Genomic DNA, 16,725 nt, shown 5'->3' with positions numbered 1-16,725 from the left:
AAAGTGCGCTTTTTGAATATTTTATATTCTAAATTAACAATATAACTAAAATAGAAACTTTAAATTTCTATATAGTTACATAAATCGCTTGTGTAAATTCCTTTGGAATACAAAAGAAAACACACCCTGGACATCAAATAATTGATACGTTCCAATATAGGTCAGTCTTAAAATATTAAGCCCTTCAATAAGCAGATCACTATACGCAGAATAATATTTGAGATACGTTAAACATCTTAAATTGTGCATAGATTTTCAACACTTACGGTATATCCTTTCCCAAAAAGCATCTCAAAAACTATAGCACATTACCTTTTGTTCACACTTATTTAAAAAGGAATGTATATTTGAATATGCATAAGCCTTTTATTAAGAATCAAGAAAACTACGTAATTTGCGTGAACGACTAGGGTGCTTCAATTTACGAAGTGCCTTTGCTTCAATTTGACGAATACGTTCTCGCGTAACTGAAAACTGTTGACCAACTTCTTCCAACGTGTGATCAGTATTCATCCCTATACCAAAACGCATCCGCAAAACACGTTCTTCACGTGGCGTTAATGAAGCAAGAACGCGAGTCGTTGTATCACGAAGATTAGCCTGAATAGCGGCATCAATTGGCAACAAGGCATTCCTATCCTCGATAAAATCACCCAAATGAGAATCATCTTCATCACCAACTGGAGTTTCAAGTGAAATAGGTTCTTTTGCAATTTTAAGTACTTTCCGCACTTTCTCTAACGGCATCGAAAGTTTGCTCGACAATTCTTCTGGTGTTGGTTCACGTCCAATTTCATGTAAAATTTGGCGTGATGTACGAACAATTTTGTTAATTGTTTCAATCATATGAACAGGAATACGAATAGTACGTGCCTGATCAGCAATTGAGCGTGTAATCGCCTGACGAATCCACCATGTTGCATAAGTTGAAAATTTGTACCCACGCCGATACTCGAACTTATCTACAGCTTTCATCAAACCTATATTGCCTTCTTGAATAAGATCGAGAAACTGCAAACCACGATTAGTGTATTTTTTTGCAATTGAAATCACGAGACGCAAGTTAGCTTCCACCATTTCTTTTTTAGCAATTGTTGATTCACGTTCACCTTTTTGCACCTGCATAACAATTCGACGAAACTCACCAATTGAGATACCTGTCTCCTGCGCAAGATTTTGGATTTCGCTACGCAAACTTTGAATTTCTTTCCCTTCATTCATCGAAAATTCTTGCCAACCAGGCCCTGGCAAAGTCGCAACATAATTCAACCAATCTGTATCCAATTCGCGGCCTTGATATTCTTTTAGAAAATCCTCATGCCCGATACCATAACTATTGGCAATCCGCTTCAGTTTACCCTCATTATGGATCAATCTTTTATTGATATCATAAAGCTGCTCAACCAAAGCCTCAATACGATTTTGATTCAGAGAGAGCGACTTTACTGCTTGAATCAACTCGCTTTTTAATTGAGTATATTTTTTCTTCTGAGAAGGCGAAAGAGCGCCCTCTTTATTCTCGACCAAAGTACTCTCAACATGCTGATCTTGTAATTTGCGTAATTTTACATAGGTCTGAGCAATAAAATCCAATGTTTCCATAACTTGAGGACAAAGCTCACTTTCCATTGCAGCAAGTGACAAATTAACTTCGTCATCGTCTTCTTCATCATCCTCAAGAACTCTATCTCCCGTAATACCCACCATATTACGTGTACCAGAAGATATTTTTTCCTCTTTTATTTTATCAACTTCACTTCGTTCAACAACAGGAGCCTGTTTAGCCTCTGGACCAGCATAAGTCATTTCAAGATCAATAATCTCACGCAGTAGAATACGTTGTTCTTTCAGTTCTTCACGCCAAATAATGAGGGCCTGAAAAGTCAAAGGACTCTCACAAAGCCCTGCAATCATTGTTTCACGCCCTGCTTCAATACGCTTGGCAATAGCAATTTCACCTTCTCGCGAAAGCAGCTCAACAGCTCCCATTTCACGCAAATACAGACGTACCGGATCATCAGTACGATCTGCTACCTCACGTTTATTAGTTGTCGTTGCAATCGCGTGGCTAGAAACCGCTACCAAATCGCCACTCTCTACCGTAACCTCTTCCTCATAATGTTCAGACTCGACGTCATCTTCATTGTCTACAACATTAATACCCATCTCAGAGAGCATGGCCAAGATATCTTCAATTTGTTCAGAGGTCACCTCGTCAGAAGGAAGAACTTCATTCAGTTCATCCATCGTCACATACCCATTTCTTTTTGCGAGTTTAACCATTTTCTTGATGGCATCATCAGAAAAATCAAGAAGATGACTATCCAAACTTGCTTGGTTTACTACTTCCACATTATCTTTCTGTTTAACCTTTGTTGCCATACCGTAACTCCACTTGATCACTACATAGCAGCTTCCACGTGACCAACTTTTTGCATTCTCACTTAACGTATCAACAGTTTCTTATATATATTTCTTCTTAGAAGAAATTAGTACGGAAAAGAATACATTTGTATACGTCCTTTATTCACACAAAAACGCGGGAAAACTCCAGAAGTTTCCCCGACACCTCTCAGCTTTTCTGAGATAATCTCTGCACCATATAGTAAGAACCAATTTCCCGCTTTTCCCAAAATTCAGCCGCCATCTTTCATAAAAATGCCGTTCACATAAACTTCCTCATCTTAAGCCTTAGGTGACTGATTCGCATCAAAAAAGCGAATCATTTTATTGTATCTTGCTTATTCTCATCTATTTTTCCATCCAACCAACTTCCAAATCCTTCAATTAATGCTTCTGTTGCCTGCGTTTGTTTCAGCTCATTTTTTATCTCACGAAGCAGATTAAAAATCTGACTATCAGGATTTTCTAAAAGTTGCTCTTTGATATCTTGTAATCTCTTATGTAGGTGGTGTTCTTGAAGATGCAAGTAGATGGCCTGTTTTAATATGGCACGAGCATCTTCTACAGGAGCTCCAATCAAAATTGTACGCATACCAACATTTTGCACAAGAGACTTCATATGCTCTAATAGAGTTTTTTGCCCCTTTTTTTCTAAGAGAGAAACCATTGTCTCTTTATCACGTAGCTGCTCGTTCCCAAGAATTTCTAACATAGATTGATGAAAGCACACTAATTGAGCATTTTGCAACTCCAACTCAGAAAAGACTTCAAAATTTTCATACCACAGCTCAGGATAATACGCCAAAATCAATAAAATAACTGCCTCACGCAAAGGGATAGATCGTGTAGCATTGCGCACTATATCTGTATTTGCCAATACAGAAAAAGATTGATCTTTAAATGCTCTATTTTGTAAGTTTTTCTCATATCGTTTTGCTCCTTTTTTCTTTGAAAAAGAAGAGCGAAAAAATTCAAAGAGCCGTTTCTTTATATCTTGCAAATAATAGCGACGTATATCTTCATCCTTAATCGTAAAAACTTGCTGTTTTAGTTGTTTTTCTAGTGCCGCTCGTGCCTCTGGAGTTTCAAAATTCTTCCCATAAGTAGCACGCCACCACAAAAGCTCAATCAGTGGAACCGCCTTTTGCAAAAAAGAAGCAAAAAGCTGTGCGCCACCGGTTGAAATAATTTCATCTGGATCTTTACTTTCTGGCAACAAAACAAAGCGCACAGAAACTCCTGCTTTTAAAAGAGGAAGCACGCGATCAGCAACACGAAAAGCAGCTTTTAAACCAGCGTTATCTCCATCAAAACATAAAATGGGATCAGTATCTATCTGCCATAAAAGCCCAATTTGCGCCTCCGTTAATGCTGTCCCTAAAGGTGCTACCACTCTCTCAAAACCAACTTTAATCAACGCAATTACATCCATATAGCCTTCAACGACAAGGACAGAACGAACTTTTTCATCAATAGCAGAACGGCTATTTCTGCGAGCTGCTGCTGCATTGTACAATATATCGCCTTTATGAAACAGCACTGTTTCAGGACTATTGAGATATTTTGCTGGTGCATCTTTCTCTAATGCACGCCCTCCAAAAGCCACTACGCGTCCGCGTAAATCTTCAATAGGAAACATAATACGATTTCTAAATCGATCATAGGAAACAGTATTATCTTCATCAGATTTTATAAGCCCACAATCTTCCATTTGTTTTATTGAAATACCGCGTGCACTTAAAGCTTCTTTTAAAGCTGTACGTCTAGCTGGAGCAAAACCAATCCGCAAACGTTCTGCAAGCTTTGGTGTTACACCACGCGCATCAAGATAACGACGCGCCTGCATACCCTCTTTACTGTGTAAGCTATGCTGAAAAAAATCTGTGGCTACTCTCATAACATTATAAAGATCGACCTTTTCTATCTGACGTTTATGACTTTGTGCATCAAAAAGAGGTAATTTTATCCCTGCGACATCAGCTAAACGCTCTACACTTTCTGAAAAATGCAATCCATCAAGCTCACAAAGAAAAGTAAAAATATCACCACTCGCACCACAGCCAAAACAATAATAGCGACCTTTATGATCATCACAATGAAAACTTGGCGTTTTTTCACCATGAAATGGGCAACAGCACCAAAAATCCCCTCGCGAAGGCTTACTTTTTCGAGGATCAAATACCACCCTTTGACCAATAACTGTTGAAATTGGTAATTTGGTGCGAAGTTCATCCAGGAAATCAGGTGGAAAGCGCATTATCTCTCACAGAGTATTAAAATTCTCTTTTGCATATTTAACGACTTTAGAGCATAATTCCAATATCTTTTCTTAATTAGTTGAAAAGTTTTAAAGGTTCAGCTGTATATATTTCAAAAATGGAGATAGAAAAAGTGATCGAATTTGTTGCCCCATATCCGTGGTTTAGAGCCATTTTTTGGCTCATTGTTCTTACTGTTGTTGCGCTTTTAGTTAACTTCTTAGTACGAAAATTACTCATTCGCGGATCAAAAAAGCTTACTTCTTTCCTTCCCAAAAATACAGCCAACGATATAAACAGTGCCATTCAGCATATGGCAAATATTATTTCAGCTTTTTTTCTTTCCGTTGGTATTAAATTTATACCAACCTTGCCCAAAGCATTTAGCGCCATTGTCTATAATGTTGCTAATGCATTCATTATTTTTATTATTGTCCTGATAATTTCTACCCTTCTCAATGTCATTAATGTCATTTACGAACAACGGCCAATAGCACAACTGAGGCCAATAAAAGGCCCTATTCAAATCGCGAAAATTGCACTTTTTTCTATTGCCACAGTTTTAATAGTGGCCACATTAACCGACCGGTCACCTCTTATTCTCTTCTCCGGTCTTGGTGCAATGGCCGCTGTCCTCATGTTGATTTTTCAAGACACCCTGCTGTCCCTCGTTGCAAGCATCCAAATTTCATCCACAGATATGGTGCGTGTCGGCGATTGGATTGAAATTCCTAGTCTTAATGCAGATGGAAATGTCATTGAAATTGCACTTCATACCGTCAAAGTTCAAAATTTCGATAACACAATCACTACTGTACCCATCCGTAAACTTGTGACAGATTCCTTTAAGAATTGGCGTGGAATGCAAGAATCTGGTGGACGCCGCATCAAACGATCCCTCTTTATTGACCAATCAAGCATCCGGTTTCACACAGAAAAAGAACAAGAATATCTTGCCCAATTTAATTTGTTAGAAAATTATTTTATGCAAAAAATACCAGAAATCCATGAATGGAATGCTCAATTAGATAAAAATAAAGACTTCTTAGCCAATACCCGCCGTTTAACAAACATCGGAACTTTTCGTGCTTATGTTTTTGCGTATTTACAAAAGCACCAAGACATACAAAAAAACATGACTCTGATGGCACGACAATTACCTCCTACACCAAACGGTTTGCCTTTAGAAATCTACTGTTTTACCAACACAACCGTTTGGCTAGAATATGAAAAAATTCAAAGTGATATTTTTGATCACCTTTATTCCATTCTTCCAAGTTTTGGTCTAAAGATTTTCCAAAATCCAAGCGGTTATGATTTCAGTCATGGATTATCAAAGGCAAACTAAATAAAACGATAAATTTCAATTCGTAAATTTTTGTGTCAACCATATTCATAACAACAAAGAAAGAAAAAGTATCATGAATGGTTCATTGGTACTCCTTCATCTTGCAGGCGCTATTTCTTTATTACTGTGGGCCACACGCATGGTACGCACAGGGATTGAGCGCGCCTATGGTGACAAACTTAAATACAAAATGCGCCATGTCATTTCCAAACCATTTTTTGCTGTAAGTTTTGGACTTTTTACAGCAATGATTTTACAAAGCTCTACAGCAATCACACTACTTGTTGGTTCTTTTGTTGAATCCGGATTTGTCTCTGGATTAGCAGGACTTATGGCTGTACGTGGAGGAGAATTAGGATCAGCATTAGTTGTCAAAATTCTCTCCTATGACCTCACTATCATTGTGCCACTATGTCTTTTAATCGGCACTTCTACCTTCATGACAACTGAAAAACGTAATTGGCGTCAAATAGGACGTATTGTTATTGGTATTGGTCTTTTGATTTTATCTTTACAAATGATAAGTGCAGCCACCGAACCTTTACGCGACAGTGCGATTTTGCCTAGCATAATGAATTACCTTTCAACAGATCCTATTTCTACTTTTTTGTTGGCAGCCGTATTAACTTACCTTTTACATTCATCCATTGCAGGAATCATTTTGTTGGTTAATTTTGCCAACTACAATCTTATTCACACCCAATTGTGTATTGTAATGGTTCTTGGAGTTAATTTTGGTTCCTCTCTTATAGCGCCGCTTTTAACACGCAATGCCTCCCCGAATACCCGCCTTGTTCCATTGGGCAATTTACTTATGCGTGGAGCTGGTTCAATCTTTATCCTTATTTTATTTCTCTTCTTTGAACCACCGGTCACATGGCTTGGCAATAATGCCTCTACTCAAGTTATCAACGGCCATATCATTTTTAATGTTTTTATTCTACTTGCTGGAATACCACTCTCCAAATGGATTTTAAAACTGACCACTAAAATTGTCCATGTAAGTACAAAAAAAACACAAACCGATAAAATGTCTAATTTATCTAATCAAACAGCCCTTGATGATAGCGTCCTTGAACGCCCAACTTTAGCACTTTCTAATGTCATGCGTGAGGTTATTCATATTTGTGATCTCGTAGATATTATGCTAGAAAAAATCATGGGACTGTATGAAAATCCTGATCCCGACATCATACGTGAGCTCAACCAGTTGAATACCATATTGGATAAAAAGCATATAGCAATCAAACTTTATCTCGCACGATTGGCTGGACAAAAATTGTCTGATGAAGAAGCCCTTCAAATACAAGAACTGCTAGGCGCTTGTATAAAATTAGATCAAGCAGGAGACATCATTATTCACAATATGCTTATGCTAGTTAAAAAGAAACAGCAAAAAGGTCTACAGTTCAGCAAAGATGGATGGGATGATCTCCTTCGTTTCCACGCCATTGTTCTAGCCAATGCGCATATCGCATTTAACCTTCTTGTCTCGCGTGACACACACACCGCGCATTTGCTAGTACAGAAAAAGGATCAACTCCGAAATTTAGAAAAAGAAATAAGTTTAAAACATTTTAAACGCCTCCGTGAAGGTGATACCCAAAACGTAGAGTCATCCGGTCTTCATCTTGACACTGTACGCGATTTAAAACAGATTAACTCCCTTTTAACCTCAATGATTTACCCAATTTTAGAAGAACAGGAACTACTCAAAAGTTCCCGCCTGCGTAATCCTACCGAACAGAAAACGGCCAAACCTTAAATTTTAAGAAAAGTTAGGCGAGAAAATGGATAATTGCCACTATTATAGAGAAAAAGTTTACCATAATAAATGCAAAATATACGTGGAACTGCAAAAATTATATCAATTTTTTTACGGCTTCAACCCACGCAGCATTTTGTAAAAAATTAAACAAAAACATTTTTAATATCATTGTAAGGTGATACCCATATCGTATTTTCAGGCTTCATTTCAAACTTTTTTGGTACTCAGTTTACTTATTTTTTCACCATATCACTCTAGTTTTTTTGAACTTAGTTATAGGAGTTGGAAAGTAATCACTGACTAAATATACTTTTTACACTTTCAAAATACTTTTCTTAATACACAAAATATCTCTAACTTTAGCATTTTTTATTAAAATGAAGGAAATTACGTGTATTTATGATTTTTTGGATATAATGCTGTATATATTACGATAAAATATGCACGTTAGTTTAAAATAAGCCAAGTAAAAAAGTAATGAAGTTTCCAAAACAATGTCTTCCCTAAGAAAAGAATAAATCTTGACCTTTATAAAGCTTACCCTAGTTAGAAATAACAGTTTATATTTAGGTAAAGGAGAATATAATGGAAGATGCAAACATCGGTTGGATTGCAGCTGTAATTGTTGGCGGGCTTGCAGGTTTGGCCGCACAATATTTCATGAAAAGCCAGACAGGAATATTTCTAAACATTATCTTAGGAGTTGTTGGAGCAGCATTAGCCAGTTTTCTTTTTAACCTTTTAGGCGTAAATTTTGCCGGTTGGATTGGTTATCTTATTTCAGGTTTTATAGGAGCCTGCATTCTTATATGGGCAGGACGAAAGATTCGATTATAGACTATTTATATATTTTTTAGAGCTACCTTTTCGTGCCGAGCGGAACAATTTAAATATTTTCGCTACAGCTTTCAATGACAGCGATGAAGTGGAGGTGAGGTGCTTAAACTGTGATTTTTGTATCAATGTCGTTGTTTTCTTTATGATAGAAGCAAAAAACACCTTACAACTCATCACACTGTGCCAATAGATAGATCACAGCATAGTTACACCGATAGATGTGTTAGTATTATTGAGTACAATAATAGCTTAATCTCGTTATAATCCAAGCTCAAATATCATTGTTTTCAATATTCAATTGCTCTAGCAGCATACTGATATCAAAAATTTTATAAAGAATTAACTCATACTATTTTCTGCTACTGTAATTGCTTATTTTATCAACATATATAAAAAATTCTTCTTATTTTGATTTATCAGCCTTAAAAATGAATTTTAAGATACAAACTGTCTTTCCCAATCCCCTGTTGCTATTTAAAAAATTAAAAAGTGTATTGTACATCATACTCCTAGATAAGAATATATGTTTTACATATTTTTTAATAGCTTTCCATTAAACATTTCTTTTACACATTCCCGTTTAAAATCTTGTTGATTTTGTATTTTTGTATTATAGTATGAAATATCTATTTGCATGCATCTAGCATAGCACACGACATAGAGTTTCAGATGTGAAATGAAATGATGGTTGATCACAAAGATTCCATTTTGCCACCTCTGAAGTGGTTGTCTGATCAAGATCCCTCAATCCCAGAGAATATTCGTGATTGGCTCATGGAGTTTGGCTCAATGACGCTTCGGTTAAAAAGTCACTGTACCTGCATACGTGTTGAGCCACAACGCGAATGTTTTATTACGCGGGATAAATTGAAAGAAGAAGCGGAACATCTGCCAAAGAGTGTACGTTACTGGCTACGCGAAGTCGTACTTATGGGAGATAATCAGCCTTGGCTCCTTGGACGCACTGTAATCCCGCAAGAGACCCTACTCGAACAGAATCAAGCAATGATGAATTTGGGCAGTGTACCACTGGGGCATTATTTGTTTAACAGTGACAAATTGACCCGCGATTATATTCATATTGGACAACAAGATGCACTATGGGGACGTCGTTCCCGTTTACGGCTCACAGGAAAACCATTGTTGCTAACTGAAGTTTTTTTAATATCTTCCCCTCTTTACACAATAAACCCCGCATAAATAGAAGGTTCTACCCCCCTTTTTATACATAACTTGTCTGCTGTATATAATTTTTTAAATAAAGAAACAGAGTTTTCAAACTTGTCTCAACATATTATAAATGGACAACTCTTCTCACAATATCCCTTTAGCCATCTCTCCTCAAAAATGTTTCTACTTTTAAAAAAAAATATCTAAAAACATCTCTTATCTCATCATAATCATTATCTTACGGCACATAATAAAAAATAGTTAATCTATGCTTTGAAAAATCGTAAAACAGGGCTTTACCTCTTCATGGAATAAACCTATACTCCCAATTCTAGGAAAAACAATATACACAATATCTATTATGATTGTGTTTTTGTGTAAGGTTGACCATTATACTCTTTCAGATAATAAATTGTGGGCGCACACTATGACACGAACTATCCCATCTCACGATCCTTGGAGTATAAAAAAACCTACAGCCCTCTTAATATTAGCTGATGGAACAGTTATTGAAGGTAAAGGAGCAGGTGCTACGGGTATTGCTGAAGCTGAAATCTGTTTTAATACCGCTATAACTGGCTATGAAGAAATCCTCACAGATCCATCATATACGCAACAAATTATTAATTTTACTTTTCCTCATATAGGAAATGTAGGGGCAAATAGCGAAGATATTGAAGATCTCACACCCCTCAACTGTCATGGTGCAGTTGGTGCTATTTTTAAAGCAGACATTACGCATCCCTCTAACTACCGTGCACATGAAAACCTTAATAAATGGCTTAAAACACGTAAAATTATTACACTTTGTGGTATTGATACGCGCGCACTTACCATTCTTATCCGTGAAAAAGGTGCACAAAATGCCGTTATCGTACATGATCCTCAGGGAAACTTTGACATACCTTCTTTAAAGAAGCGTGCACAAAAATGGCCCGGTCTTATCAATCGTGACCTTACAAAAGAAGTTACATCTAAATCATCAAGGCAATGGAATGAAAAGCCATGGGTGTGGAATAAAGGATATAGTACAAACAATGTGCACAATCTTCACATCGTTGCAATTGACTATGGCATTAAGCGCAATATTCTTCGCCTTATGGCTACACAAAACACACGCATTAGTATTGTGCCCGCCCATACAAGTGCAGAAGAAATTTTAGAAATGAATCCTGACGGTATTTTTCTTTCCAATGGACCAGGTGACCCAGCTGCGACAGCTCAATACACCATTCCAACAATCGCAACATTGATTGACCGTAATTTACCACTTTTTGGTATATGTCTTGGCCATCAACTTTTAGCTCTTACTATGGGTGCAAAAACCGTTAAAATGCATCAAGGACATCATGGCGCCAATCATCCTGTTAAGGATCTTAATACTGGGAAAGTCGAGATTGTATCAATGAATCATGGTTTTGCTGTAGATGCTACATCTTTACCAAAATATGTCCAAGAAACACATATTTCCCTGTTTGATGGTTCAAACTGTGGTATTCGAATCGCTGAAAAACCAGTTTTTTCTGTTCAATACCATCCAGAAGCCTCTCCTGGACCACAAGACAGTCATTACCTTTTTCAATATTTCTGCGATCTTATTATGGATTATAAAAAATATCCTGGTTGAATTGCTTTATCTTTTGGATTTTTTTCCTTGCATTTTATCTTTTTGTATAGAAGCATATGACCTTCAGTATCATATCAAAGAGCGGAACCTGCTTGAAATTCATGAATTTTGTTTACATTCTGCATTGTCTTAGCAAAATACTCTGAGCAGCCAGGAAATCAAAAACTTAGTGTATCTGGTAAGAAAAAACCATCATCATGACGACAAGTAAAGTACACAGAGAAAGTTCCCTCAAAAAGAACATAGAAATAAAACAAAATATTATCGCGCCCAGCAGTTCTCTCTGTAAATTTTCAAACATCGGCATTAAGGCGATAGTTGATAGGTGCATAAACAAGATATTCAAACATTGTACAACAAAACTATATAAACTATTTATCCTTGCATTGCCACAGCCAGGCATAGCAGCCAATGAAAACAGGAAATCTACCCCATAGTAAAACGCCAATCACTTCAATGACTAAAAGAGTAAGTCAGAATAAAAGATACAACAATAATCTATCTTCTTGAAAAAACACTATAAGGAAACCCAATAAATATTCCACCCTAATTATAGCGTTCTTTAATAACCAATGCTCCAAATGCTTTATCATGCAAATTCTGCAAACTAATAAAGAAGAAATCAACAGCACCCAGAGAACTATTGGATATTGTCTAATTGCAAAAAGTTTCCAAAAGGGTTTGTACACTTAATATTAAAATTAGCGTTTATTCCAGACAGGAAAAATTCCTAAAAACATAATCCATATAAAACGGAATATGAAAACTAAACTGACCTAAAAAATTTCTTATAAACGAATCTAAAATAAATCTCAACACGGTGCAATTCTTAAAATAAAAACTGAGTGCACTAGTCTTTTCGTCAGATAGGATATATCAGAAAATATATTGTACAAATTGCAATAAGTATGAATAGCTTCCAATACCTTCGAGGCATTACGGTCAGTTTTGTTAGCTACATTCCTCCTCTTGAATATCAAGCACTTCCAAAAAATTTAAGGAGATCTCATGAAAATAACTGAAAACCTTTAACATAAGCTCTTAGGAAAAGTCCATCTATTTCCATATGAACGTATTGTCAAAAGAATATGCCATCAAAATAAAATTTTATCGTAAAAATGAAATAAGCCAGCAGCAAAAATTGCAAATACCCTATAAAAATAGGCGCTGACTAGGTGAAAATGCATCAATCCTTAATATTGACATTATTCTAGCTAAAAGGCGCACCTTAAGACCTCTTTTACAATCAACATTGTATGATACCCTAGCTGCGCTAGTCATTTCTATTGGATATTCACACGCCTTTTAAAAATCCATTCTCCCTTGTAACAAATGCACCGTTCTATAGCATCACCACCAAGGAAGCGTATAAGCAAAAAGTTCACATAAAACATAGTATATTCACGATATCCTCTGTAATGCACATAATATTTTGTTTTTACACAAAAATTTTCATTTATAGTAAAAAGCTAAAATGTTCTGCTAACCACAATATCCCTCTATTTCATGAAAAAAACATGGAAAAGGTATTTTATAGCTTACTTTCTTTATCTATTAACTTATACAATGGCTGTAATCTCAAAATTCAATATTCCGCCTGTTGCATGTTACAATCGCTCACGGATATTTGTCATAGGAAAAAAACATGCCAAAACGTACAGATATAAAATCTATTCTTATAATTGGAGCAGGGCCTATTATCATTGGTCAGGCATGTGAATTTGACTATTCAGGCACACAAGCCTGTAAGGCATTAAAAGAAGAAGGCTACCGAATTATTTTGGTAAATTCTAACCCAGCTACCATTATGACGGATCCAGATCTAGCTGACGCCACTTATATTGAACCTATCACTCCCGAAGTAATTGCTAAAATTATTGCTCATGAACGCCCTGATGCCCTCTTACCAACTATGGGAGGCCAAACTGCACTCAATACAGCCTTATCATTAAAACGTATGGGAGTTTTAGACCGCTATCATGTTGAAATGATAGGCGCAAATGCTGATTCTATTGATAAAGCTGAAGATCGCGCCTTATTTCGCCAGGCAATGGTAAAAATTGGTTTGGAAACACCACGTTCTATCTTGGCTAATGCAACAGAACTTAAAGAAGAAAATCGCCGTCAGCACACAAAAACACGGGATAAACTTAAAGAAAAACTTTCTGGTGAAGCACTTGACCAAGCACTAGAAGAGCTTGAACGTGATTGGCGACGCACAGAAGCCGACCGCAAACAACATTATATTGCACATGCAACTGCAAAAGCGGTACAAGCTCTTGATATTGTTGGTCTTCCAGCTATTATCCGTCCTTCATTTACCCTTGGTGGAACTGGTGGTGGAATCGCTTACAACCGCTCTGAATTTTATGAAATTATTGAACGTGGCCTTGAGGCTTCACCTACAACAGAAGTGTTGATTGAAGAAAGCGTTTTGGGATGGAAAGAATATGAGATGGAGGTTGTTCGCGATAAGAATGACAACTGTATCATTGTTTGTTCTATTGAAAATATTGATCCTATGGGCATTCATACTGGTGATTCGATCACCGTAGCTCCTGCTCTCACCTTAACTGACAAAGAATATCAACGTATGCGCAATGCTTCAATTGCTATACTGCGTGAAATTGGTGTTGAAACCGGTGGATCCAATGTACAGTTTGCAGTTAATCCGGAAAATGGACGTCTTATTGTCATTGAAATGAACCCCCGTGTCTCCCGCTCTTCAGCACTTGCCTCAAAAGCAACAGGCTTTCCAATTGCCAAGGTAGCGGCTAAACTAGCAGTTGGCTACACACTTGACGAATTAAAAAATGATATCACGGGCGGTACAACACCAGCATCATTTGAACCTTCTATTGACTATATTGTTACTAAGATTCCTCGTTTTGCTTTCGAAAAATTTCCTGGTTCATCACCTGTCTTAACCACTGCGATGAAATCTGTGGGAGAAGTGATGGCAATTGGGCGCACTTTTCAAGAATCGCTGCAAAAAGCGCTCCGTGGACTTGAAATTGGTCTTACCGGTCTTGACGAAATTGCGATTCCTGAACATGCGGAGGGTGATGAAAAGAGCGCTATACGCTCCGCAATTGCAATACCAAGCCCTGATCGTCTACGCTACATTGCCCAAGCAATGCGTACAGGTTTACCTTTACATGAAATTCACCAAATCAGCAAAATTGATCTATGGTTTTTAGAACAAATAGCCTCCATTATTGAAATGGAACAGCGTATCCGTATCCATGGATTACCCCAAGATACAGAAAACCTACGCATGTTAAAAGCCATGGGCTTTTCGGATGCCCGTTTAGCCACCCTTACAGGAAAAGAGCCCGATGATATAACTGCTTTGCGCAAATCACTTAATGTTAAACATGTTTTCAAACGGATTGACACCTGTGCAGCTGAATTTTCTTCACCTACAGCGTATATGTATTCAACATATGAAATTCCTTTTGCAAATGTAGAACATTCGGAAGCACAAGTTTCTGAACGCAAAAAAATTGCTATTTTAGGTGGGGGGCCAAACCGCATCGGACAAGGTATTGAATTTGACTATTGTTGCTGCCACGCTGCTTTTGCACTCCGCGATACAGGTTTTGAAGCCATTATGATTAACTGCAATCCTGAAACCGTCTCGACCGACTATGACACCTCTGATCGCCTTTATTTTGAATCTTTAACAACAGAAGATGTTATTGCTATTTTAGAAACAGAACAGAAAAAAGGTGAATTGGTTGGAGTCATCGTTCAGTTTGGCGGACAAACACCATTGAAATTGGCCAGTGCACTAGAAAAGCACAAAATCCCCATCTTAGGCACTTCACCTGACGCTATTGATTTAGCAGAAGATAGAGATCGCTTTCAAAAATTGTTGTTCCAACTTAATTTAACACAACCTAAAAACGGAATTGCTTATTCAGTTGAACAAGCACGCCTCATTGCCAATGAACTGGGCTTTCCATTGATTGTGCGTCCTTCTTATGTTTTAGGAGGAAGGGCTATGCAAATTATCCGTGATGAACGTAGCTTGCAGAATTATTTACTTGAGAATGTGCATGAATTAGTACCAGAAGATATCAAAACACGCTACCCCAGTGACAGAACGAGCCAAATAAACACATTACTTGGTAAAAATCCACTTTTATTCGATACCTACCTGACAGAAGCAATCGAAGTTGATGTTGACTGTCTATCTGATGGAGAAGAAACATTAGTTGTTGGCATTATGGAACACATTGAAGAGGCAGGAATTCACTCCGGTGATTCAGCTTGTTCTTTACCCGTGCATACTCTCTCACACAAATTGACAATTGAATTAGAGCGCCAAACCAAAGCGTTAGCAAAAGCACTTCATGTTCGTGGTTTAATGAATGTGCAATATGCAGTTAAAGACGATACAGTCTACGTTTTAGAAGTTAATCCCCGTGCTTCACGTACTGTCCCATTTGTTGCAAAAACGATTGGTTGCCCTATTGCTAAAATAGCCACACGCATTATGACAGGAGAAACTCTTCACAATGCTCTCCAGGTTTATGGTGGATTGCCATCTCCACAACACAAAAAACGTATTGCCGTTAAAGAAGCTGTTTTTCCTTTTTCCCGTTTTCCAGGTGTTGATACACTTCTTGGGCCAGAAATGCGCTCAACCGGTGAAGTCATGGGGCTTGATTATGAATTTGCACTTGCTTTTGCTAAAGCTCAACTTGGAGCTGGTGTTGAACTCCCAAAAGAGGGAACTTTGTTTGTTTCTGTAAGAGATGAAGATAAAAAACGTATCGTTAATCCCGTAAAACTTTTGACAAAACTTGGCTTTTCTGTTTTAGCAACAAGTGGAACGCAAAAATTTCTTACCGAACATAATATTGAAGCAAAAAAAATTAATAAAGTATTAGAGGGACATCCTCATATTGAAGATGCGATTCGTAATCGACAAATTCAATTGATTTTTAATACAACCAGCACTGCCAGTGCCATCTCAGACTCCAAGTCATTACGCCATGCAGCGCTTATGCAAAAAGTTCCCTATTATACAACAGTTGCTGGAGCAGAAGCTGTGGCAGAAGCTATTAAAGCACTTAAAAAAAGTAATCTCAAAGTGCGCTCACTGCAAAGCTATTTCACTTGAATTTTTTGTTATAAGTAGAGTGTATTCTCTCAAGCTTTTCTTTTATAGAATACAGATTCGTACTTGCTTTTTATCCAAAAGGCTTTTATATAATTCCTATCGAACTTTTGGTTATGTGACTTTCTTTCCTGTGCAATATGCGCTTTCGACGAAACTTCTCCCACCTAATTTCGATCTACAATC

8 protein-coding genes are annotated in these 16,725 nt (G+C 37.2%); 6 read left to right on the top strand and 2 right to left on the bottom strand.

What is annotated here, in order from left to right:
• Nucleotides 1-369 precede the first annotated feature (369 nt).
• On the bottom strand, nt 370-2,382 hold the full coding sequence (gene rpoD / locus WCP76_RS03260; RefSeq protein ID WP_336294261.1) for an RNA polymerase sigma factor RpoD: 2,013 nt from the start codon (nt 2,380-2,382) through the stop codon (nt 370-372).
• 340 nt (nt 2,383-2,722) lie between these two features.
• Nucleotides 2,723-4,660, bottom strand: coding sequence for a DNA primase (gene dnaG / locus WCP76_RS03255; RefSeq protein WP_336294260.1), 1,938 nt, complete (start codon nt 4,658-4,660; stop codon nt 2,723-2,725).
• A 134-nt stretch (nt 4,661-4,794) separates the two neighbouring features.
• Between dnaG and WCP76_RS03250 the strand changes: the two genes are divergently transcribed.
• From WCP76_RS03250 to carB, 6 genes are all read left to right on the top strand, one after another.
• Complete coding sequence (locus tag WCP76_RS03250; protein ID WP_336294259.1) at nt 4,795-6,009, top strand: mechanosensitive ion channel family protein; 1,215 nt, start codon at nt 4,795-4,797, stop codon at nt 6,007-6,009.
• A gap of 73 nt (nt 6,010-6,082) precedes the next feature.
• Complete coding sequence (locus tag WCP76_RS03245) at nt 6,083-7,774, top strand: Na/Pi cotransporter family protein (protein ID WP_336294258.1); 1,692 nt, start codon at nt 6,083-6,085, stop codon at nt 7,772-7,774.
• A gap of 588 nt (nt 7,775-8,362) precedes the next feature.
• Nucleotides 8,363-8,614, top strand: coding sequence for a GlsB/YeaQ/YmgE family stress response membrane protein (locus WCP76_RS03240; RefSeq protein ID WP_336294257.1), 252 nt, complete (start codon nt 8,363-8,365; stop codon nt 8,612-8,614).
• Between the two features lie 681 nt (nt 8,615-9,295).
• On the top strand, nt 9,296-9,814 hold the full coding sequence (gene ubiC / locus WCP76_RS03235) for a chorismate lyase (protein WP_336294256.1): 519 nt from the start codon (nt 9,296-9,298) through the stop codon (nt 9,812-9,814).
• 397 nt (nt 9,815-10,211) lie between these two features.
• Entirely contained in the window at nt 10,212-11,411 is a 1,200-nt protein-coding gene (carA, locus tag WCP76_RS03230) for a glutamine-hydrolyzing carbamoyl-phosphate synthase small subunit (RefSeq protein ID WP_336294255.1), read from the top strand.
• A 1,645-nt stretch (nt 11,412-13,056) separates the two neighbouring features.
• Complete coding sequence (carB, locus tag WCP76_RS03225; RefSeq protein ID WP_336294254.1) at nt 13,057-16,542, top strand: carbamoyl-phosphate synthase large subunit; 3,486 nt, start codon at nt 13,057-13,059, stop codon at nt 16,540-16,542.
• The last annotated feature ends 183 nt before the right edge of the window (nt 16,543-16,725 follow it).

Origin of the sequence: Bartonella vaga (assembly GCF_037070895.1) — a bacterium.
GTDB lineage: Bacteria > Pseudomonadota > Alphaproteobacteria > Rhizobiales > Rhizobiaceae > Bartonella.
The sequence above is the reverse complement of the archived record's forward strand: the minus strand, read 5'-3'. Positions and strand labels throughout refer to the sequence as shown.